The sequence below is a fragment of the Mycobacterium montefiorense genome (genome assembly GCF_003112775.1).
Classification (GTDB): domain Bacteria; phylum Actinomycetota; class Actinomycetes; order Mycobacteriales; family Mycobacteriaceae; genus Mycobacterium; species Mycobacterium montefiorense.
Window position 1 is genome coordinate 262,790 of the sequence record NZ_BFCH01000018.1, and the last position, 20,625, is coordinate 283,414.

At 65.1% G+C, this 20,625-nt stretch carries 18 protein-coding genes and 1 pseudogene; 13 read left to right on the forward strand and 6 right to left on the reverse strand.

Features of this window, described 5'->3' with window-relative positions:
* Window positions 1-45 precede the first annotated feature (45 nt).
* From DB708_RS13930 to mptB, 3 genes are read right to left on the reverse strand one after another with little or no spacing between them, the layout of a single operon-like run.
* The gene (locus DB708_RS13930; RefSeq protein WP_108922700.1) at window positions 46-831 is read right to left on the reverse strand and encodes an ABC transporter permease; all 786 of its coding nucleotides are present in this window, start codon (window positions 829-831) and stop codon (window positions 46-48) included.
* A complete protein-coding gene (locus tag DB708_RS13935; RefSeq protein ID WP_108922702.1) occupies window positions 828-1,778 on the reverse strand; it encodes an ABC transporter ATP-binding protein in 951 nt (316 codons plus the stop codon). The genes DB708_RS13930 and DB708_RS13935 overlap by 4 nt, the downstream gene beginning before the upstream one ends.
* Window positions 1,775-3,478, reverse strand: a complete 1,704-nt coding sequence (gene mptB, locus DB708_RS13940) for a polyprenol phosphomannose-dependent alpha 1,6 mannosyltransferase MptB (protein ID WP_108922703.1) — start codon at window positions 3,476-3,478, stop codon at window positions 1,775-1,777. Before mptB ends, DB708_RS13935 begins: the two co-directional genes overlap by 4 nt.
* Window positions 3,479-3,495: 17 nt before the next feature.
* Here mptB and DB708_RS13945 point away from each other — a divergent pair, with 17 nt between their 5' ends.
* The 8 genes and pseudogenes from DB708_RS13945 (at window position 3,496) to DB708_RS13980 (ending at window position 10,948) form a co-directional block, all read left to right on the forward strand.
* Window positions 3,496-4,338, forward strand: coding sequence for a helix-turn-helix transcriptional regulator (locus tag DB708_RS13945; RefSeq protein ID WP_108924212.1), 843 nt, complete (start codon window positions 3,496-3,498; stop codon window positions 4,336-4,338).
* A 57-nt stretch (window positions 4,339-4,395) separates the two neighbouring features.
* A complete protein-coding gene (sufB, locus tag DB708_RS13950) occupies window positions 4,396-5,859 on the forward strand; it encodes a Fe-S cluster assembly protein SufB (RefSeq protein ID WP_108922705.1) in 1,464 nt (487 codons plus the stop codon).
* Window positions 5,856-7,028, forward strand: a complete 1,173-nt coding sequence (gene sufD, locus DB708_RS13955; protein WP_108922707.1) for a Fe-S cluster assembly protein SufD — start codon at window positions 5,856-5,858, stop codon at window positions 7,026-7,028. The genes sufB and sufD overlap by 4 nt, the downstream gene beginning before the upstream one ends.
* Window positions 7,028-7,801, forward strand: a complete 774-nt coding sequence (sufC, locus tag DB708_RS13960) for a Fe-S cluster assembly ATPase SufC (protein ID WP_108922709.1) — start codon at window positions 7,028-7,030, stop codon at window positions 7,799-7,801. Before sufD ends, sufC begins: the two co-directional genes overlap by 1 nt.
* A 16-nt stretch (window positions 7,802-7,817) precedes the next feature.
* Window positions 7,818-9,065 carry a cysteine desulfurase gene (locus DB708_RS13965; RefSeq protein ID WP_235616821.1) on the forward strand — a complete coding sequence of 416 codons (1,248 nt, stop codon included), beginning with the start codon at window positions 7,818-7,820 and terminating at the stop codon, window positions 9,063-9,065.
* A gap of 18 nt (window positions 9,066-9,083) precedes the next feature.
* Window positions 9,084-9,588, forward strand: a pseudogene (gene sufU / locus DB708_RS13970) (Fe-S cluster assembly sulfur transfer protein SufU).
* The gene (locus tag DB708_RS13975) at window positions 9,527-9,874 is read left to right on the forward strand and encodes a metal-sulfur cluster assembly factor (protein WP_108922715.1); all 348 of its coding nucleotides are present in this window, start codon (window positions 9,527-9,529) and stop codon (window positions 9,872-9,874) included. Before sufU ends, DB708_RS13975 begins: the two are co-directional and overlap by 62 nt.
* A gap of 102 nt (window positions 9,875-9,976) precedes the next feature.
* Window positions 9,977-10,948, forward strand: coding sequence for a YihY/virulence factor BrkB family protein (locus DB708_RS13980; protein WP_108922717.1), 972 nt, complete (start codon window positions 9,977-9,979; stop codon window positions 10,946-10,948).
* 11 nt (window positions 10,949-10,959) lie between these two features.
* On the opposite strand, the gene DB708_RS13985 is transcribed toward DB708_RS13980, so the two are convergent.
* Entirely contained in the window at window positions 10,960-12,789 is a 1,830-nt protein-coding gene (locus DB708_RS13985; RefSeq protein WP_108922719.1) for an acyl-CoA dehydrogenase, read from the reverse strand.
* 240 nt (window positions 12,790-13,029) lie between these two features.
* Here DB708_RS13985 and trxA point away from each other — a divergent pair, with 240 nt between their 5' ends.
* The 4 genes from trxA to DB708_RS14005 all read left to right on the forward strand — a co-directional run bounded on the left by trxA (window position 13,030) and on the right by DB708_RS14005 (window position 16,183).
* On the forward strand, window positions 13,030-13,380 hold the full coding sequence (gene trxA, locus DB708_RS13990) for a thioredoxin (RefSeq protein ID WP_108922721.1): 351 nt from the start codon (window positions 13,030-13,032) through the stop codon (window positions 13,378-13,380).
* A gap of 49 nt (window positions 13,381-13,429) precedes the next feature.
* Entirely contained in the window at window positions 13,430-14,239 is an 810-nt protein-coding gene (locus DB708_RS13995; protein ID WP_108922723.1) for an enoyl-CoA hydratase, read from the forward strand.
* Window positions 14,240-14,260: 21 nt separating this feature from the next.
* Window positions 14,261-15,889 carry an ABC-F family ATP-binding cassette domain-containing protein gene (locus tag DB708_RS14000; protein WP_108922725.1) on the forward strand — a complete coding sequence of 543 codons (1,629 nt, stop codon included), beginning with the start codon at window positions 14,261-14,263 and terminating at the stop codon, window positions 15,887-15,889.
* 102 nt (window positions 15,890-15,991) lie between these two features.
* Entirely contained in the window at window positions 15,992-16,183 is a 192-nt protein-coding gene (locus DB708_RS14005; protein ID WP_108922727.1) for a helix-turn-helix domain-containing protein, read from the forward strand.
* Here the strand turns inward: DB708_RS14005 and DB708_RS14010 are convergent.
* A complete protein-coding gene (locus tag DB708_RS14010; RefSeq protein WP_108922729.1) occupies window positions 16,180-16,764 on the reverse strand; it encodes a TetR/AcrR family transcriptional regulator in 585 nt (194 codons plus the stop codon). The two genes, DB708_RS14005 and DB708_RS14010, sit on opposite strands and share 4 nt — an antisense overlap.
* A 67-nt stretch (window positions 16,765-16,831) precedes the next feature.
* The gene (locus DB708_RS14015) at window positions 16,832-19,654 is read right to left on the reverse strand and encodes an aconitate hydratase (protein ID WP_165839820.1); all 2,823 of its coding nucleotides are present in this window, start codon (window positions 19,652-19,654) and stop codon (window positions 16,832-16,834) included.
* 191 nt (window positions 19,655-19,845) lie between these two features.
* On the opposite strand from DB708_RS14015, the gene DB708_RS14020 reads away from it, so the two are divergent.
* Entirely contained in the window at window positions 19,846-20,430 is a 585-nt protein-coding gene (locus tag DB708_RS14020) for an Rv1476 family membrane protein (RefSeq protein WP_338103956.1), read from the forward strand.
* The last annotated feature ends 195 nt before the right edge of the window (window positions 20,431-20,625 follow it).

Below are 20,625 nucleotides of genomic sequence, written 5' to 3' on the forward strand. Positions count from 1 at the left end.
TTTGCGCCCCGACTGTAATTTCGCAGGCTTTCCCCGGCGTGTGTGTCAGGTGAAGCGGAACCAGCGCAGCGCGGCCAGCGCGGCCAGCACGCCCCACACCGCCAACACGACAAGGCCGAACCAGTCGACCGACAGCGTCATCGCCTGCGAGAGCGCCTCGGTGAGCGCACCGGAGGGGGTGAGCCGGGCGGCCCACTTGACCGCCGTCGGGATCATGTTCGTCTCGACGGTCAGCGCGCCCAGCCCCGCGAAGACGAACCACATCAGGTTGCCGACCGCGAGCACAATCTCGGCGCGCAGGGTGCCGCCCAGGAGCAGGCCGAGCGCCGTGAAGCCGGCGGTGCCCAGCGCGATGACTGCCGCACCCAGCGCAAGGGCCGCCGGGGCCGGTCGCCAGCCCAGCGCAAAACCGATGCCGCCCAATATGATTGCCTGCAGGAACACCACGGTAATGACGGCCAGCGACTTGCCGGCGATGATTCCCCAGACCGGAAGTGGTGTGGCCCCAAGCCGTTTGAGGGCGCCGTAGCGCCGGTCGAACGCGACCGCAATCGCTTGCCCGGTGAAAGCGGTCGAGATCACCGCCAGAGCCATGATCACCGGAACGAACGTCGCGGCGCGGTTCTGGCCGAAGGAGCCGAACGGCAATAGCGTGAGCCCGACCAGCAGGGTGATCGGGATGAACATCGTCAGCAGCAATTGTTCGCCGTTGCGCAGCAACAGTTTCAGCTCCAGGCCGAATTGTGCGGAAAGCATTTTCGGGACTGCGTTGGGACGCGGGTCCGGGGTGAAGGTGCCCGCCGGAAACAACGGGGTGTTGGTGTCGGTCACGGTCGCAACTTCCTGCCGGTGAGGTCCAGGAACACATCTTCGAGACTGTGTTGCTCGACGCGCAAATCGGTGGCCAGCACGTCGATCTGGGCGCACCACGCCGTCACGGTTGCCAGCACCTGCGGATCGACCGGCCCCTCGACCAGGTACTCGCCCGGGGTCACCTCGGTGGCCTTGTAATCCTCGGGCAGCGCAGAAGCCAAGAGTGACAAGTCAAGTCGCGGCGGCGCGGTGAACCGCACCTGGTCTTTCGCGCCGGAGCGCATCAGCTCCGCCGGTGTGCCCGCGGCCACCGTCACGCCGTGGTCGATGATGATGAGCCGATCGGCGAGCTCCTCGGCCTCCTTGAGCTGGTGGGTGGTGAGCACCACCGTCACACCATCGCGGCGCAGCGCGTCGATCAGCTCCCACACCAGCAGCCGGGCGTGCGCATCCATGCCGGCCGTCGGCTCGTCGAGGAACACCAGCTCGGGGCGTCCGACCAGCGCGCAGGCCAGTGCCAGCCGCTGCTGCTGTCCGCCGGAGAGCCGCCGGTAGGTGGTGCGGGCGGCATCGGTCAGGCCCAGGGTGGCCAGCAGCCACTGTGGGTCCAGCGGGTCGGCGGCGTAGGCGGCGACCAATTCGAGCATCTCGCCGGCGCGGGCCGCCGGGTAGCCACCGCCACCCTGCAACATCACCCCGATGCGCGCGCGCAACCTGGCGTTGTCGGTGATCGGGTCCAGCCCCAGCACCTCGATCGTCCCGGCGTCCGGGCGCACGAAGCCCTCGCACATCTCGACCGTCGTCGTCTTGCCCGCGCCGTTGGGGCCCAACAGGGCCAGCACCTCGGCGGCGTGCACTTCCAGATCGAGATTGGATACCGCTGTCGTTGACCCGTACTGCTTGCTCACCCCGCGCAGCCGCACCACTGTTTCGGGGGCCTGGGGGTTTTGGGGGCCTGAACTCACGTCGAGTCAGCGTAGCCGTCGGGTGCCGACGTCGGACGTCGGGTCTGGACGGTCGCGGCGTCGTTCGCTTCGCCGGCCGCGGCGTCGTTCGTTTCGCCACCCGCGGACTGCAGCGGTCGCCACGGCAGCCGGGTGTAGGTCAGCGCGACCAGCACGGCCATCACGGCGGCGCTGGCCAGGGTGGCGTCCAGGATCTGGAACAGCGCGAAGCGGTCGCCGTTGGCGGTCGGGCCGAAGATGCCGACGACGAGCGTGATCACGATGACCGTTTCGCGGAAGCCGGTGCGGGTCGCCCAGCAGGCCAACGGAATGATCGCCCACAGCAGGTACCAGGGCTGCACCACGGGGAACAGCAGCACGCAGATGCCCAGCGCGACGCCGAGGCCGCCGATCGGATGCAACCGGCCGCGCATCACCGCGAACAGCAGCCAGGTGACCAGCACCATGATGATCAGCACGCCGATGAAACGGGTCAGTGCCAGCACGGCGGTGGTGTGGTCGCCCAGGCCCAACAGGATCCCGACCTGCCCGGTGGCCAGGGCCAGCAGCGTCGGCGGCGACATCCAGCTGCGCACGACGTTGGCGGTGCCGAGCGTGAACATCCAGCCGAATCCGAGCCCGCTGATCCAGCCGACCACTGCCATCACCGCGAGCGAGAGCGCCCCCATGCCGCCACCGGCCAGTAGCAGCGCACGCAGGTTGCCGCCGCACCGATAGGCCAGCGCCATCGTGACGAATCCCAACGCCAACAGCGAGGGCAGCTTCACCTGCGAGGAGAGCGTGATCAGGATGGAGCCGACCAGCAGCATCCCTAGCGGCTCCCAGTCGGGGCCGATGCGGCGCCACGACGTGGGCCGCAGCCGGGGTGCGTCGATCCCGCGCAGCGCGAGCTCGGCGCCGATCAGCATCAACCCGAGCATCAGCGCCTCGTTGTGGATGCCCGCGACCAGATGCATGAGCAGCAGCGGGTTCGCGGCACCCAGCCACAGCGCGCTGACCTCGGCGACACCGCAGCGCCGGGCCAGCCGCGGGGTGGCCCACACGATCATCGCCACGCCCGCCAGCACCACCAAGCGGTGGCAGAGCACCGCGGCGACGATGTTCTCGCCGGTCACGGCTGAGATACCGCGCCCGATCCACAAGAACAACGGACCATAGGGCGCCGGGGTCTCCCGCCACACGCTCGGCACCGACAGGGTGAACACATGGCCGAGGCCGAGCCCGGACGCCGGACCGACCTTGTAGGGGTCGAGGCCTTCGACCGAGATCTGGCTCTGCGCCAGGTAGGAGTAGACGTCCTTGCTGTACATCGGCGGCGCGATCAGCAGCGGCAGCATCCACAGCACCAGGGTGCGATCCAGATCGCCGCGCGACATCTGCCGCTTGCCCAACGCGAATCGGCCCAGCATCAACCAGGCGAGCGCCATCATGACCGCCCCGACGGTGGTCATCGTCAACGACACCGTCTGAATCCGGGACGGCAGGTTCAACAGCCGGACGCCGAACGTGGGGTCCTGGACGACGGGCCGGGCTCCGGCGCCCAGCGCGCCGATCGCCATCAGGACGGTGCCGGTGGCACCGAACAGGCGAGTGCGCCGAAGTGCGGTGAGTTCCGTCTCATTCAACGGTGAGCCGACGGGCTTCTCGTCGCCGTGCAAGGCGGCGATCGACGAGCTCAGCGTGTGGTGGCGCACTGCCATCAGTGCAGCGTAGCGACATGCCGAGAAGTGACCGGCCGGTGCTCGTCGCGAATCGGCACGACCCGCGACTCAGGGCACCCTTGCTAGACCGAATTCCGGAATTGCGTCACACTGGTGTTGTGAAAATCCGGACCGCTGAGGAAGCCGTTTCCGCGCCTGAAATCGGTGCGGCGGCGCCTGCTGCGATGCCGGATGGTCACACCCGCCGCGCCATCGTGCGGCTGCTGCTGGAATCCGGATCGATCACGGTCAGCGAGATCTGTGACCGGCTGGGCCTGGCTGCCGCCGGCGTGCGGCGTCATCTCGACGCGATGATCGAGGCGGGCGACGCGGAGTCGGCGGCGGCCGCTGCATGGCAGCAGGCCGGCCGCGGGCGTCCGGCGAAGCGTTTCCGGTTGACCGCGGCCGGTCGAGCCAAGCTCGACCACGCCTACGACGACCTGGCGGTCGCGGCCATGCGCCAACTGCGCGAGATCGGCGGACAGGGAGCGTTGCAGACGTTCGCCCGGCGCCGCATCGACACGATCCTGGCCGATGTCCAGCCGGCCGACAGTGCCGACGATGCCGACGTCGAGGCGGCCGCCGACCGGGTGGCCGGAGCGCTGACCAAGGCTGGCTACGTCGCCACTACCACCCGGGTGGGCCCGCCGCTGCACGGCGTGCAGATTTGCCAGCACCACTGTCCGGTGTCGCACGTCGCCGAGGAGTTCCCGGAACTGTGCGAGGCCGAGCGGGAGGCGATGGCCGAGGTTCTCGGCACCCACGTGCAGCGGTTGGCGACCATCGTCAACGGCGACTGCGCCTGCACCACCCATGTGCCGCTCGCCCAGGTAGCGAGCAAGGCAGCAAGCAAGACCTAGCAGCAAGCGGCGCACAGCCCGCGCCAGCACCGTACGAGCACCAAAGGAGCGTCCCGAATGACACTCACGCCAGAGGCAACCACGCCGCCGGTTTCCGGCGCGCCCGCAGAGCCCCTGACCCAGGAGCAGGCGATCGAGTCCCTGGGCAAGTATGGCTACGGCTGGGCGGACTCCGACGTCGCTGGCGCCAGCGCGCAGCGTGGGCTGTCCGAGGCGGTCGTTCGGGACATCTCTTCGAAGAAGAACGAGCCGGAGTGGATGCTGCAGACTCGGCTGAAGGCACTGCGCACCTTCGATAAGAAGCCGATGCCGAACTGGGGCTCCAACCTCGAGGGCATCGACTTCGACAACATCAAGTACTTCGTGCGCTCCAGCGAGAAGCAGGCCGCGACCTGGGACGATCTGCCCGCGGACATCAAGAACACCTACGACAGGCTGGGGATCCCGGAGGCGGAGAAGCAGCGCCTGGTCTCCGGCGTCGCCGCACAGTACGAATCCGAGGTGGTGTACCACTCCATCCGCGAGGATCTGGAGGCCCAGGGCGTCATCTTCCTCGACACCGACAGCGGCCTGCGGGAACATCCGGAGATTTTCAAGCAGTATTTCGGCAGCGTGATTCCGGCCGGTGACAACAAGTTCTCCGCGCTGAATACCGCTGTGTGGTCGGGTGGTTCCTTCATCTACGTGCCGCCGGGCGTGCACGTAGACATTCCGCTGCAGGCCTACTTCCGGATCAACACCGAGAACATGGGCCAGTTCGAGCGGACGCTGATCATCGTCGACGAGGGCGCCTACGTGCACTACGTCGAGGGCTGCACCGCACCGATCTACAAGAGCGACTCGCTGCACTCCGCGGTGGTCGAGATCATCGTGAAGCCCGGTGGCCGTTGCCGTTACACGACCATCCAGAACTGGTCGAACAACGTCTACAACCTGGTCACCAAGCGGGCCCGTGCCGAAGCCGGCGCCACCATGGAGTGGGTCGACGGCAACATCGGGTCAAAGGTGACCATGAAGTATCCCGCCGTCTGGATGACCGGTGAGCACGCCAAGGGTGAGGTTCTCTCGGTCGCGTTCGCCGGCGAGGGCCAGCATCAGGACACCGGCGCCAAGATGCTGCACCTGGCGCCCAACACATCGAGCAACATCGTCTCCAAGTCGGTGGCCCGTGGCGGCGGCCGCGCCTCCTACCGCGGCCTGGTGCAGATCAACAAGGGTGCCCACGGGTCGCGTTCCAGCGTGAAATGCGATGCGCTGCTTGTCGATACGGTCAGCCGCAGCGACACCTACCCCTACGTCGACATCCGCGAGGACGACGTGACGATGGGTCACGAAGCCACCGTGTCAAAGGTCAGCGCAGACCAGCTCTTCTACCTGATGAGCCGCGGGATGACCGAGGACGAGGCGATGGCGATGGTGGTGCGCGGCTTCGTCGAGCCGATCGCCAAGGAACTGCCGATGGAGTACGCGCTGGAGCTCAACCGGCTGATTGAGCTGCAGATGGAGGGCGCGGTCGGATGACCGCTGTCGAAGGGTCTTCACTCACTGCACTGAACAAGGGGGAGCTGTTCGCGTCGTTCGACGTGGACGCCTTCGAGGTGCCAGGCGGTCGCGACGAGATCTGGCGGTTCACCCCGCTGCGACGGTTGCGCGGTCTGCACGACGGATCGGCTGTCGCCAACGGCAAGGCTGCTATCAGCGTCGGGGAACAGCCCGGCGTGCGGACCGAGACCGTGCACCGCGGCGACGAGCGGTTGGGGCAGGGCGGTGTTCCCGCCGACCGCGTTGCGGCCCAAGCGTTCTCGTCGTTCAACTCCGCGACGGTGGTGACCGTGGCGCGCGACACCGAGGTCGCCAAACCGATCGAGATCGCCATCACCGGGCCCGGCGAGGGCGCGGTCGCGTACGGGCATCTGCAAATCCGCGTCGAAGAACTGGCACGGGCGATCGTCGTGATCGACCTGCGGGGGAGCGGGACGTACGCCGACAACGTCGAGATCATCGTCGGCGACTCGGCGGCCCTCGGGGTGATCTGGATCGCCGACTGGGCCGACGACATGGTTCACGTCAGTGCGCACCATGCGCGGCTGGGCAAGGATTCGGTGCTCGGCCATGTCAACGTGACGCTCGGGGGCGACCTCGTTCGTACGTCGACGACGGTGCGGTTCACCGCTGCAGGCGGCGACGCCCAGTTGCTCGGTACCTACTTCGCCGATGACGGCCAGCACTTCGAGTCCCGGTTACTCGTCGACCACGCGTACCCGAACTGCCGTTCGGACGTGTTGTACAAGGGTGCGCTGCAAGCTGATCCGGAATCCAGCCGTCCCGATGCGCATACCGTCTGGGTGGGCGATGTGCTGATCCGCGCGGAGGCCACCGGCACGGACACCTTCGAGACCAACCGCAACCTATTGCTCACCGACGGCGCCCGCGCCGATTCGGTGCCCAATCTCGAAATCGAGACGGGCGAGATCGTCGGCGCCGGACATGCAAGTGCCACGGGAAGATTCGACGATGAGCAGGTGTTCTACCTACAAGCTCGAGGCATCCCGGAAGACCAAGCCCGCCGACTGATCGTTCGTGGTTTCTTCGGCGAGATCATCCAGAAGATCGCCGTGGCCGCCGTGCGTGATCGGCTGACCGAGGCCATCGAACACGAACTTGAGTTAACCGAAGGAATCAAGAACTGATGACCACGCTCGAAATCAAAGATCTGCACGTCAGCGTTGCACGTACCAACGAGTCCGGCGCCATCCCGATTCTCAAGGGTGTCGACCTCACGGTGAAGTCTGGAGAGACGCACGCGCTGATGGGCCCCAACGGGTCGGGCAAGTCGACGCTGTCCTACGCGATCGCCGGGCATCCGAAGTACGAGGTGACGTCCGGCTCGATCACGCTGGACGGCGAGGACGTGTTGGCGATGAGTGTCGACGAACGTGCCCGGGCCGGCTTGTTCCTCGCCATGCAGTACCCGATCGAGGTGCCCGGCGTGTCGATGTCGAACTTCCTGCGCACCGCGGCCGCTGCCGTACGCGGCGAGGCCCCGAAGCTGCGGCACTGGGTCAAGGAAGTCAAGGGTGCGATGGACGATCTGGGAATCGATCCGGCGTTCTCCGAACGCAGTGTGAACGAAGGCTTTTCGGGCGGTGAGAAGAAGCGCCACGAGATCCTGCAGCTGTCGCTACTCAAGCCCAAGATCGCGATCCTCGATGAGACCGATTCCGGGTTGGACGTCGATGCGCTGCGGGTGGTCAGCGAGGGAGTGAACCGCTACGCCGAAGCCGAGCACGGCGGCGTCCTGCTGATCACGCACTACACCCGGATCCTGCGCTACATCCAGCCGCAGTTCGTGCACGTGTTCGTGGGCGGGCGCATCGTCGAGTCCGGCGGCCCCGAATTGGCCGACGAGCTCGAAGCGAGTGGTTACGAGCGCTTCGTCCAGGCGGCGTCTGCGAAGGCCTGACATGACTCGGCCCGATATGGCGACTGCGGCTCTGGATCTCGCGGCGATCCGTGCCGACTTCCCGATCCTGAAGCGAATCATGCGCAGCGGGAACCAGTTGGCGTACCTGGATTCCGGTGCCACGTCGCAACGCCCGTTGCAGGTGCTCGACGCCGAACGGGAATTCCTGTTGACATCCAACGGTGCCGTGCACCGCGGTGCGCACCAGTTGATGGAAGAAGCCACCGACGCCTACGAGCAGGGCCGAGCCGACATCGCGGCGTTCGTCGGTGCCGACACCGACGAACTGATTTTCACCAAGAACGCGACCGAATCGCTCAACCTGGTGTCATATGTGCTGGGCGACAAGCGCTTCGATGGCGCGGTCGGCGAAGGCGACGTCATTGTCACCACCGAACTGGAGCATCACGCCAACCTGGTGCCGTGGCAGGAGCTGTCCCGGCGGACCGGGGCGACGCTGCGCTGGTATGGCGTGACCGACGACGGACGTATCGACCTGGACTCGCTGCAACTCGACGAGCGCGTCAAAGTTGTTGCATTCAGCCATCATTCCAACGTCACCGGTGCGGTAGCGCCGGTCAGCGAGTTGGTCGCCCGGGCCAAGGCCGTGGGCGCGCTGACGGTGCTGGACGCCTGCCAGTCGGTGCCGCACGAGCGCGTCGACTTCCGCGCCCTTGACGTCGACTTCGGCGCCTTCTCTGGACATAAAATGCTGGGCCCCAACGGGATCGGGGTGCTCTACGCTCGCCGTGAGTTGCTCGGGGAGCTGCCGCCGTTTATCACCGGCGGATCGATGATCGAGACGGTCACGATGGAAGGCACGACGTATGCGGCACCCCCGCAGCGATTCGAGGCCGGCACCCCGATGACCTCCCAGGTGGTGGGATTGGCCGCGGCCACCCGCTATCTCGGCGCGATCGGCATGGATGCCGTGCAAGCCCACGAGCACGAGCTGGTGGCCGCGGCGCTGGCGGGGCTGTCCGGTATCGATGCCGTGCGCATCATCGGGCCGACGTCGATGGATTACCGTGGCTCGCCAGTCGCATTCGTCGTCGACGGTGTGCACGCCCACGACGTCGGCCAGGTACTCGACGACGAGGGTGTCGCGGTGCGGGTCGGGCACCACTGCGCGTTGCCGCTGCACCGCCGATTCGGTGTGGCCGCCACGGCGCGGGCGTCGTTCGCGATGTACAACACCGCCGACGAGGTCGACCGGCTGGTGGCCGGTGTGCGCCGGGCGACAGACTTCTTCGGCGGAGCGTGAGCCGTGCGCCTCGAGCAGATGTATCAGGACGTGATCCTCGATCACTACAAGCACCCGCAGCACCGCGGTTTGCGCGACCCGTTCGGCGCGCAGGTGTACCACGTAAACCCGATCTGCGGCGACGAGATCACGCTGCGGGTGACATTGTCCGGCGACGGTCAGACCGTCGCCGACGTTTCCTATGACGGGCAGGGCTGTTCGATCAGCCAGGCGGCCACTTCGGTGCTCGCCCAGCAGGTGATCGGCCAGAGCGTCGGGGAAGCGCTGAAGACCATCACCGCCTTCACCGAAATGGTGTCGTCGCGGGGAACGGTCGAGGGGGACGAGGATGTCCTGGGCGACGGCGTCGCCTTCGCAGGAGTAGCCAAGTATCCGGCCCGGGTGAAATGTGCTCTGCTGGGCTGGATGGCTTGCAAAGACGCACTGGCCCAAGCCAGCCATGCTTTCGAGGAGGACCAACGATGAGCGAAACCACCGCACCCGACCAGGAATTTATCGCCGACCTCGAAGAGGCGATGCGTGACGTCGTCGACCCCGAATTGGGGATCAACGTCGTCGACCTGGGGTTGGTCTACGGCCTCAACGTCGAACAGGGCGACGAGGGCAAGGTCGCCACCATCGACATGACGCTGACGTCGCCGGCCTGCCCGCTCACCGATGTCATCGAAGATCAGTCGCGCAGCGCGCTGGTCGGTAGCGGTCTGGTCAACGACATCCGGATCAATTGGGTGTGGAACCCGCCGTGGGGCCCGGACAAGATCACCGAGGACGGGCGCGAACAGCTGCGTGCACTCGGCTTCACCGTTTAGGCAGTAGCCCCACTCCGCCGTGGCGCGGTTGGCGGCCGGCAAATCAGGGTATGCCCCGCGCATCCCGCTGTTTTGGCTGTCGATTTCTGGGGGTGATCGGCCGTGGTCAGTTGGCTGGACAGTTTGCAACGACGGAATTCCTCCGTGAGTGTGGCGCTTGCCGTCATCTACAAGTATCTCGATGATCAAGGCGGCTACCTGGCCGCGCTGATCACGTACTACGGCTTCGTGTCGCTGTTCCCGATGCTGCTGCTGTTGACTACTGGGTTGGGTGTGGTGCTCGCCGGGCACCCCGCTCTACAAGAGCAGCTGCTGCACAGCGCCTTGAGCCAGTTTCCGGTGATCGGCAGTCAGCTCCATCAGCCCGGGGGGCTCAGCGGGGGGACGGTCGCCATAGTCGTCGGAATCCTTGCTGCGCTCTATGGCGGGCTGGGTGTCGGTCAGGCCGTCCAGAACGCGATGGACTCGGTGTGGGCCGTCCCGAAGAACAAGCGCCCCAATCCGATTCGGTCCCGCGTGCGCAGCTTGCTACTGCTGTTGGTGCTCGGTTCGGCACTCCTCGGGGCCACCGTCTTGTCCGGGGTCGCTCAGGCGACTCAGACACTGGGTGTCTTCGGAAAGATCGGCGTGGCGCTGGCCGCCGTGGCGATCAACGCGCTGATCTGTCTGGTGGTTTTTCGGGTCACCACCGCGCGTGAACTCACCTACCGGCAGGTCCTGCCGGGAGCTGTTGTGGCAGCCTTCATTTGGCAGTTATTGCAGTGGTTCGGGGCCGGCTACATTCAGCACACGGTCGAGACGGCCAGCGTGACCAGCAGTATTTTCGCGTTGGTGCTGGGTTTGCTTGCTTTCCTGTATCTGGTCTCGACGACGCTGGTGCTGTGTGCTGAGCTGAACGTCGTGCTGGTGGAGCAGCTCTATCCGCGGGCGTTGCTCAGCGCATTCAGCGACGACGCCGAACTCACGCCGGCCGATCGGCGGACCTACGCCAAACGCGCCAAAGCCGAACGCGTCAAACAACTTGAGCACGTGATCGTCAGGTTCAACGACGTCAATAGACCCGTCACGCGATAGCGTTGGCTGAGTCAGAACGCGTCTTCGGAAATACGCATGACGTCGTCGTCGATCGATTCGAGGATGTGGCGCAGTGCGGTCAGTTTCGGCAGCATGTTCTTGGCGAAGAACGCCGACGTCGCGACCTTGCCCTGATAGAACGCAGCGTCTTTCTCGGCGGGATTGTTGGCCAGTGCCGCGTGCGCAATCCCGGCGTGTACCAGCAATCGCCAGCCAATAAGCAGGTCGCCGACCGCGAGCAGATACCGCACCGACCCGAGCCCCACCTTGTAAATCTCGCTGGGGTGCTGGGTCGCCGACATCAGGTAGCCCGTCAACGCGCCCGTCATCGCCGTGACTTCGTCGAGGGCGTTCTGCACCGCCTGCGCTTGCGATTTCAGCGCCTCGTCGCAGTTGTCGATGGTCTGACTGATCTGAGCCGTGACAAAAGCCAGCGCCTGGCCGTGGTCGCGGACGATCTTGCGGAAGAAGAAGTCCAGCGCCTGGATCGCGGTGGTGCCCTCGTACAAGGAGTCGATCTTTGAATCGCGGATGTACTGCTCCAGCGGGTAGTCCTGCAGGAAGCCCGAACCGCCCAGCGTCTGCAACGATTCGGTCAGGACCTCGTACGCCCGCTCCGAGCTCACCCCTTTGACGATGGGGAGCAGTAGATCGTCGACGCGGTGTGCCATCTCGTGGTCTGCACCCGAAACATGTTGTGCAAGAGCATCATCCTGATGTGCGGCGGCATACATGTAGAGCGCTCGCAGCCCCTCGGCATAAGCCTTTTGGGTCATCAGGCTGCGGCGCACATCCGGGTGGTGCATGATCGTCACCCGCGGCGCGGTCTTATCGGTCATCTGGGTCAGGTCGGCACCTTGCACCCGCTCCTTAGCGTAGGCCAGCGCATTGAGGTAGCCGGTGGAAAGCGTGCCCGCGGCCTTGACGCCGATCGTCATGCGCGCGTGCTCGATCACGGTGAACATCTGCGCGATCCCGTTGTGCACGCCGCCGACCAGATAGCCCACGGCCGGCACGTCGGTGGCGCCGAACGTCACCTCACAGGTCGGGGAGGACTTGATACCCATCTTGTGTTCGAGCCCCGTCACGAAAGCCCCGTTGCGCGGACCGAGTTCGAACGTGTCGGGGTCGAAAAGGTAGTTCGGCACGTAGAACAAACTCAGCCCCTTGGTGCCGGGCCCGGCGCCCTCCGGGCGGGCCAGCACGAGGTGAAAAACGTTGTCGGCGGTGTCGCCCACATCGCCTCCGGAGATGAACCGCTTGACGCCCTCGATGTGCCAGGTGCCGTCCGGTTGTTCGATGGCCTTGCTGCGGCCGGCGCCGACGTCGGAGCCCGCATCGGGTTCGGTGAGCACCATGGTGGCCGCCCAGCCACGCTCGACTCCCTCTGCGGCCCACTGCTTCTGCTGCTCGTCGCCCTCGGCGTAAAGCGCTTGCGCCATAAACGGACCCAGGCAGAAGAAGCTTGCCGAGGGATTGGCGCAAAAGATCATTTCGTTGACCGCCCATGCCAGCGGCGGTGGTGCGGGCATGCCACCGATGTCTTCGGCCAGGCCGAGGCGCCACCACTCGGCGTCCTTGATCGCTTGCACCGTCTTGGCCAACTCGGGCGCCACACTGATGGTGTGCGCGTCGGGATCGAAGACCGGCGGGTTGCGGTCGGCGAATGCGAACGTTTCGGCCACCGGGCCTTCTGCCAGGCGTGCCGCCTCGGACAAGATGGTTCGCACCGTGTCAGCGTCGAGCTCGCTGTACTTCCCGGTACCGAGAACAGCGTCCACATCAAGAACTTCGAAGATGTTGAACTCGAGATCACGGACGTTAGCGATGTAGTGGCCCAAGACATCTCCCTCGACTGGCCCGTCCGGCGACGGATCATCAGCCCTAGTCTGTCCGAGCGGGGAAAACCTCCGCAACCGTAACCTCCGGGCAGTGACCGTTGTCGTCCGCAATCGAAAACCAAGTGGCGGTGCGGACCGTCGGACTGACTAATCCCTGCTGGCGGTAGCAGTATGGGCAGGTGCGCCAATGGCCGGCATTCGCGCGGGAACATCCAAGTAACACGCGGCGTTAGGCAAAACGTGACCACACAGGACCTCACTGCGGAGCAGTTCAACCCGACCATCGAAAACAACGACATCGTGCTGGTTGACTTCTGGGCTTCCTGGTGCGGGCCATGTCGCCAGTTCGGGCCGCCTTTTCAGGCGTCGTCGGAGAAGCACCCCGACATCGTGCACGCCAAGGTCGACACTGAGGCCGAGCAACAGCTGGCCGCGGCCGCCCAGATTCGGTCCATTCCGACGCTGATGGCTTTCAAGAAGGGCAAGCTGTTGTTCAACCAGCCCGGGGCACTGCCGCCGGCCGCTCTCGAGGATCTGGTGCAGCAAATCAGGGACTTCGACGTTGAGGCGGCTCAAGCAGATCAGGCCTGAGGCGCGGCGCCGAATAGGTCTCTAGCAACGTCCGCGATACCGTTCACGGGTGAGTTTGGTACTGGTTGAACATCCACGGCCCGGCGTTGCGCTGATAACCCTCAATCGGCCCGAGCGGATGAATTCCATGGCATTCGACGTGATGGTGCCGTTGAAGGAGGCCCTGGAAGAGGTCAGCTACGACAATTCCGTGCGTGTCGTCGTGCTGACCGGGGCGGGTCGAGGGTTTTCTTCCGGCGCTGATCACAAGTCAGCGGGCGAGGTACCGAATGTGGACGGGCTGACCCGGCCGACGTATGCGCTGCGCTCCATGCAGGTGCTCGACGACGTCATCCTGCTGCTGCGCCGCTTGCATCAGCCCGTCATCGCCGCGGTCAACGGCGCCGCGATCGGCGGGGGGCTGTGCCTAGCGCTGGCCGCCGATATTCGGGTGGCTTCCACTACCGCCTATTTCCGGGCCGCGGGCATCAACAACGGTTTGACCGCCAGCGAACTGGGCCTGTCCTACCTGCTGCCCAGGGCCATCGGAGCCTCACGAGCCTTCGAGATCATGCTGACCGGTCGTGACGTCACCGCCGAGGAAGCCGAGCGGATCGGGCTGGTTTCCTGTCAGGTGCCCGAGGGTCAGCTGCTAGACACCTGCTACGCGATCGCGGCGCGGATAGCCGCGTTCTCCCGGCCCGGCGTTGAGTTGACCAAACGCACACTCTGGAGTGGGCTGGACGCCGGTAGCCTGGAAGGGCATATGCAAGCCGAGGGCTTGGGACAGCTTTTCGTTCGTCTGCTTACCGCCAACTTCGAAGAAGCGGTTGCTGCGCGCGCAGAACGGCGGCCCGCGGTGTTCACCGACGACAAATAGCTTGTATAGAGGAGAGCGATCGTGATCACGGCCACGGACCTCGAGGTCCGCGCTGGCGCGCGCATCCTGCTCTCTCCTGATGGCCCCGATCTCCGGATTCAGCCGGGCGACCGCATCGGGCTGGTCGGCCGCAATGGCGCGGGCAAGACCACGACCCTGCGCATCCTGGCGGGGGAGAGCGAGCCGTACGCGGGTACGGTCGCCCGCATCGGCGAAATCGGTTACTTGCCACAGGATCCCAAAGAGGGCGATCTCGACGTTCTGGCCCGCGACCGGGTGCTTTCGGCCCGCGGATTGGACGTTCTGCTCACCGATCTGGAGAAGCAGCAGGCGTTGATGGCCGAGGTTGCCGACGACGATGCGCGCGACCGTGCGATCCGTCGCTACGGCCAGCTAGAGGAGCGGTTCGTCGCGTTGGGCGGCTATGGCGCCGAGAGCGAAGCCGGGCGAATCTGCGCGAGTCTCGGCCTGCCCGAACGCGTCATGACGCAGCAACTGCGCACCCTGTCCGGCGGTCAGCGCCGCCGGGTGGAGTTGTCGCGAATCCTGTTCGCTGCCTCCGATACCGGCGCGGGTTCGTCGACCACGCTGCTGCTCGACGAACCAACCAACCACCTGGACGCGGATTCGCTTGGCTGGCTGCGGGATTTCCTGCGGTCCCACAATGGTGGACTGGTGGTCATCAGCCACAACGTCGAGTTGCTCGCCGACGTCGTGAACCGGGTGTGGTTTCTGGACGCCGTGCGCGGCGAGGCCGACGTCTACAACATGACGTGGCAGAAGTATCTCGATGCCCGGGCCACCGACGAACAGCGTCGCCGCAGGGAACGTGCGAACGCCGAACGCAAGGCCACCGCGCTGCGTTCACAAGCCGCCAAGCTGGGTGCGAAAGCCACCAAAGCCGTTGCGGCGCAGAACATGTTGAGGCGTGCCGATCGGATGATGGCCGCTCTAGACGAGGAGCGGGTCGCCGACAAGGTGGCCCGTATCAAGTTCCCCACCCCGGCCGCATGCGGGCGCACTCCGCTGGTGGCCAAGGGGCTGAGCAAGTCCTACGGGTCGCTGGAAGTGTTCACCGGCGTCGACTTGGCTATCGACCGGGGCTCCCGGGTGGTGGTGTTGGGACTCAACGGCGCCGGCAAGACGACGCTGCTACGCCTGCTGGCCGGCACCGAGACACCCGACACCGGAGGCCTCGAACCCGGACACGGTTTGCGGATGGGCTATTTCGCGCAGGAACACGACACCATCGACAACGACGCGACCGTGTGGGAGAACATCCGGCACGCCGCGCCGTCCTCGGGCGAGCAGGACTTGCGTGGGCTGCTCGGAGCGTTCATGTTCAGCGGCGCGCAGCTCGACCAGCCGGCAGGAACCCTGTCCGGAGGCGAGAAGACGCGGCTGGCGTTGGCCGGCCTAGTGGCATCCACCGCCAACGTGTTGCTGCTCGACGAACCAACCAACAACCTCGATCCCGCGTCGCGGGAACAGGTGCTCGACGCGCTGCGCAGCTATCAAGGCGCAGTGGTGTTGGTGACGCACGACCCCGGAGCGGCCGAAGCTCTGGACCCACAACGCGTGGTGCTGTTGCCGGACGGCACCGAGGATTATTGGTCCGAGGAATACCGGGATCTCATCGAGCTCGCCTGAGCTGCATAAGTCATCGCACGCGAATTCGGCGAAATTGACACGCGTATGACGGCAAGTTCTTACTCTGAGGGCTTGGGTTTGTGTTCAAGCGTGGAGGGGATAGTGCCAAAGTCGAAAGAGATGCGCGCCGAGTTGTTGCATGAGCTGCGCAATGCCTACGAGAGCGGAGCAAGCATTCGCAAGCTCGTCGCCAACACCGGCAGGTCGTACGGGTCGATTCACAGCATGCTGCGTGAGTCGGGTACCACGATGCGCAGCCGCGGCGGACCCAACCACACATCTCGGCACCGCTAGATTGATGTAACCCCAGAATCGTTGCGGCGCACCGAGTTCTCCACTAGATCGAGGACCGCCGACAGCCGCTGCGGATCTTCTCCGGAGGCCAGCCGGGCCACCAATCCGTCCAGGACCAGTTCCAGGTAACACTGCAACACGTCACCGGGTACGTCGTCGCGCACCCGGTGTGCTTCCATCTGCCGTTGCAGCCGATCGTGGGTCGCCGCTGCCAGTTCCGCGGAGCGCTCCGACCATCCGCGGCTGAACGCGGGGTCGTTGCGCAGCTTGCGCGCGATCTCCAACCTGGTTGCCAACCAGTCGAACTGCTCAGGCGCGGCAAGCATGTCGCGCATCACCTGGATCAGGCCTTCGCGAGACGCGACGTCGGCCATCCGCTCGGCATCCTCGTGCGCGAGCGCGAAAAACAGCGCGCCCTTGTCGCGGAAGTGGTGGAAGATCGCACCACGTGACATCCCGATCGACTGCTCGAGCCGCCGAACCGTGGCTCGGTCATAGCCGTGTTCGGCGAAGCATCGACGAGCACCGTCAAGGATCTGGCGGCGTCGAGCCGCCAGATGGTCCTCGCTGACTTTGGGCACGGGCGGTGGGCTCAGGTCTTCGGGTGTCGACCCGCTGCGCCCGGCCGCGCCGGCCGTGCGGTCGCCACTAGCCGGACTTAAGCATGTTGCGCAGCACGTACTGCAAGATGCCGCCGTTGCGGTAATAGTCGGCCTCACCGGGAGTGTCGATGCGCACAACCGCGTCGAACTCGATGTCGTCCCCACCTTCCTTGCTGGCCTTGACGTGCACCGTCTTCGGCGTCTTCCCGTCGTTGAGAGACTCGATGCCGGTGAAGTCGAACACCTCGGTGCCGTCGAGTCCGAGCTCTTGCGCCGTCTTGCCTTCGGGGAATTGCAACGGAATCACGCCCATGCCGATCAGGTTGGAGCGGTGGATGCGCTCGAACGACTCGGCGATCACCGCCCGCACGCCCAGCAGCCGTGTTCCCTTGGCGGCCCAGTCTCGCGACGACCCCGACCCGTACTCCTTGCCGCCCAGCACCACCAGCGGAATGTTCTCTGCCGTATAGTTTTGCGCCGCGTCGTAGATGAAGGCCTGGGGCGCGCCGTCCTGAGTGAAGTCGCGGGTGTATCCACCGGAGACGTCGTCCAGCAGCAGGTTGCGCAGCCGGATGTTGGCGAACGTGCCGCGGATCATCACCTCGTGGTTGCCGCGTCGGGAGCCAAAGGAGTTGTAGTCCTTGCGGTCCACGCCGTGCTCGTCGAGGTATTGCGCCGCCGGGGTGCCCGGCTTGATGCTGCTGGCGGGGGAGATGTGGTCGGTGGTCACCGAGTCACCCAGCAGCGCCAGCACCCGGGCTCCGGTGATGTCGGCGACCGCCTCGGGCTCGGCGGGCATGCCCTCGAAGTACGGGGGCTTGCGGACATACGTCGAATCCGCGTCCCATTCAAAGGTATTGCCGCTCGGGGTGGGCAGGTTGCGCCACCGTTCGTCGCCCTTGAACACATCGCCGTAGTTCTTGGTGAACATCTCGGAGTTGATCGCCGAGGCGATGGTGTCGGAGACGTCCTGCTGCGACGGCCAGATGTCCTTGAGGAAGACGTCGTTGCCGTCCGTGTCCTTGCCCAGTGGCTGCGACTCGAAGTCGAAGTCCATGGTCCCCGCCAGTGCGTAGGCCACGACCAGAGGCGGTGAAGCCAGGTAATTCATCTTCACATCCGGGTTGATGCGGCCCTCGAAGTTCCGGTTGCCCGACAGCACGGCGGTCACCGAAAGGTCGTTGTCGTTGATGGCCTTCGAAATCTCTTCCGGCAGCGGGCCGGAGTTACCGATGCAGGTGGTGCAGCCGTAGCCGACCAGATAGAAGCCGAGCTTCTCGAGGTACGGCCAGAGGCCGGCTTTGTTGTAGTAGTCGTTGACGACTTGGGAGCCGGGCGCCATTGTGGTCTTCACCCACGGCTTGGACGCCAAGCCCTTCTCTACGGCGTTGCGGGCCAATAGTGCCGCGCCCAGCATCACCTCCGGGTTGGAGGTGTTGGTGCACGACGTGACCGCGGCGATCACCACCGCGCCGTGGTCGAGCACGAATTCGCCGCGCTCGTCGGAGCGCACGGTCACGGGGCTGCTCGGGCGGCCCTCGGAATGTGCGGCCGCCGAATGCACCGGGGGTAGGTTGTCAGCGTGTCCGTTGGACACCGCGCCCGGATCGCTGGCCGGGAAAGTCTCCTCGACTGACTCGTCCAGTTTCGAGTAGCCCTGTTTGCTGTCCTCGTCGCCGTCGACGTAGCTCAGAATTTGCTCGCAGAACGTGGACCTGGCGTCCGACAAGGCGATTCGGTCCTGAGGGCGCTTCGGTCCGGCGATAGACGGCACCACGGTAGACAGGTCGAGTTCGAGGTATTCGGAGAACGCGGGCTCATGGGAGGGGTCGTGCCACATGCCCTGTTCTTTGGCGTAGGTCTCCACAAGTGCCAGTTGCTCGTCCGTGCGGCCGGTGAACTTCAGGTAGGAGATAGTCTCTTCGTCGATCGGGAAAATAGCTGCGGTAGAACCGAATTCGGGGCTCATGTTGCCCAGGGTGGCGCGGTTGGCCAACGGTACCTCCGAAACACCCGCACCGTAGAACTCGACGAACTTGCCGACCACGCCGTGCTTACGCAGCATCTCGGTGACTGTCAGGACGACGTCGGTCGCGGTCACGCCCGGCGCGATCTCGCCGGCCAGCTTGAAGCCGACGACGCGTGGGATCAGCATCGACACCGGTTGGCCCAGCATCGCGGCCTCGGCCTCGATGCCGCCGACGCCCCAGCCGAGCACGCCGAGGCCATTGACCATCGTCGTGTGGCTGTCGGTCCCCACGCAGGTGTCTGGGTAGGCCACTCCGTCGCGATCCATCACCACGCTGGCCAGGTATTCGATGTTGACCTGATGCACGATGCCGGTGCCGGGCGGTACCACCTTGAAGTCGTCGAAAGCTCCCTGACCCCAGCGCAGGAACTGGTAACGCTCACCGTTGCGCTGGTACTCGATCTCGACGTTTCGCTCGAAGGAGTCGGGGGTGCCGAATAGATCGGCGATCACCGAGTGGTCGATCACCAGGTCGGCCGGCGCCAAGGGGTTAACCTTCTCCGCCTTGCCGCCTAGGTCGCCGATCGCCTCGCGCATGGTGGCCAGATCCACGATGCACGGCACGCCGGTGAAGTCCTGCATCACGACGCGGGCGGGCGTGTACTGGATCTCAATGCTGGGCTCTGCCTTGGGATCCCAGTTCGCGATGGCTTCGATGTGGTCCTTGGTGATGTTGGCGCCGTCCTCATTGCGCAGCAAGTTTTCGGCGAGGACTTTGAGGCTGTAGGGGAGTTTCTCGGTGTTCGGGACGGCGTCGAGACGATAGATCTGGTAACTCTTCTTGCCGACCTTCAGGGTGTCGCGGGCTCCGAACGAGTTCACAGATTCTTGGTTGGTCACATCAACTCCCTGGGATTAAATTCTGCCGCCGACGGGCCGTGTCGACGGTGCGTTGCTCACTTTAACAGTACGCTTGTCCTGTAAGAAAGCGGCAGTCCGATTCTCAGTCTTGCCGGGTCGAGGCCGCGTTGAAACCCCTTTCTCCGACTGTTCGCGTACGGTGCCTGTAGCAGCGAGGGAGGAGGCACACAGTGACCGGGCAAGGATCGTTCGTTGAACTAGCTCAGACCACCTTCTTCCTACAGCCGGTTCTGCCCGCTTACATTCCGCAAGACGTCGACATGACGGCGGTCAAAGCTCAGGTCGCGACCTCCGCGGTCAGCGCGCCGCCGGATGCCGTGCCGGCCCTTCTCGATGTGGTCAACCACGCTCATGCCGCAGGTATCAATCTCAAAATCGTGTTGCTCGACCACAATCCGCCGAACGACACCCCGTTGCGCGATATCTCGACCGTGGTCGGCGCCGACTATCCCGATGCCACCGTCTTGACACTCAGCCCGAGCTACGTGGGCAGCTACAGCACGCACTTCCCCCGCGTCACCCTTGAAGCCGGCGAAGACATCGCCAAGACGGGCAATCCGGTGGTCTCGGCGCAACATTTCTTGCACGAGCTGGAAAGCCCCGAGTTCCCCTGGACCGGGCTGACCATTTTCTTGCTTATCGGCGTGCTCGCGGCGGCCGTCGGCGCCCGATTCCTGCAGCTGCGCAGCCGACGGTCAGCAACCTCGGCCGATGCCGAAGAGGCTGACGTAGCACAGCCCGTCGAGGGCATCTAACCTCCCACGTTCGCCTCGGCCGGTTGGGCTGGGGACGACTCACAATCGTCTGCGGCAAATCGCGTAGGTCACCGTTCGGTCACATTAAACGCACGTAGAGGGTTGCGATTTGTGACGAGCGTTTCCCCGGCGACCGGTGTGACGTACGGTGCAAATGATGCTCGTGTTTTCTTTGGCGCTTATAGAGGTAAATGT

Excerpts from the sequence above, each read along its gene's own strand:
- mptB (WP_108922703.1), bottom strand. The coding sequence starts at position 3,478 with ATGGCAGTGCGCCACCACACGCTGAGCTCGTCGATCGCCGCCTTGCAC.
- DB708_RS13945 (WP_108924212.1), top strand. The coding sequence starts at position 3,496 with ATGCCGAGAAGTGACCGGCCGGTGCTCGTCGCGAATCGGCACGACCCG.
- sufB (WP_108922705.1), top strand. The coding sequence starts at position 4,396 with ATGACACTCACGCCAGAGGCAACCACGCCGCCGGTTTCCGGCGCGCCC.
- sufD (WP_108922707.1), top strand. The coding sequence starts at position 5,856 with ATGACCGCTGTCGAAGGGTCTTCACTCACTGCACTGAACAAGGGGGAG.
- sufC (WP_108922709.1), top strand. The coding sequence starts at position 7,028 with ATGACCACGCTCGAAATCAAAGATCTGCACGTCAGCGTTGCACGTACC.
- DB708_RS13965 (WP_235616821.1), top strand. The coding sequence starts at position 7,818 with ATGGCGACTGCGGCTCTGGATCTCGCGGCGATCCGTGCCGACTTCCCG.
- DB708_RS13975 (WP_108922715.1), top strand. The coding sequence starts at position 9,527 with ATGAGCGAAACCACCGCACCCGACCAGGAATTTATCGCCGACCTCGAA.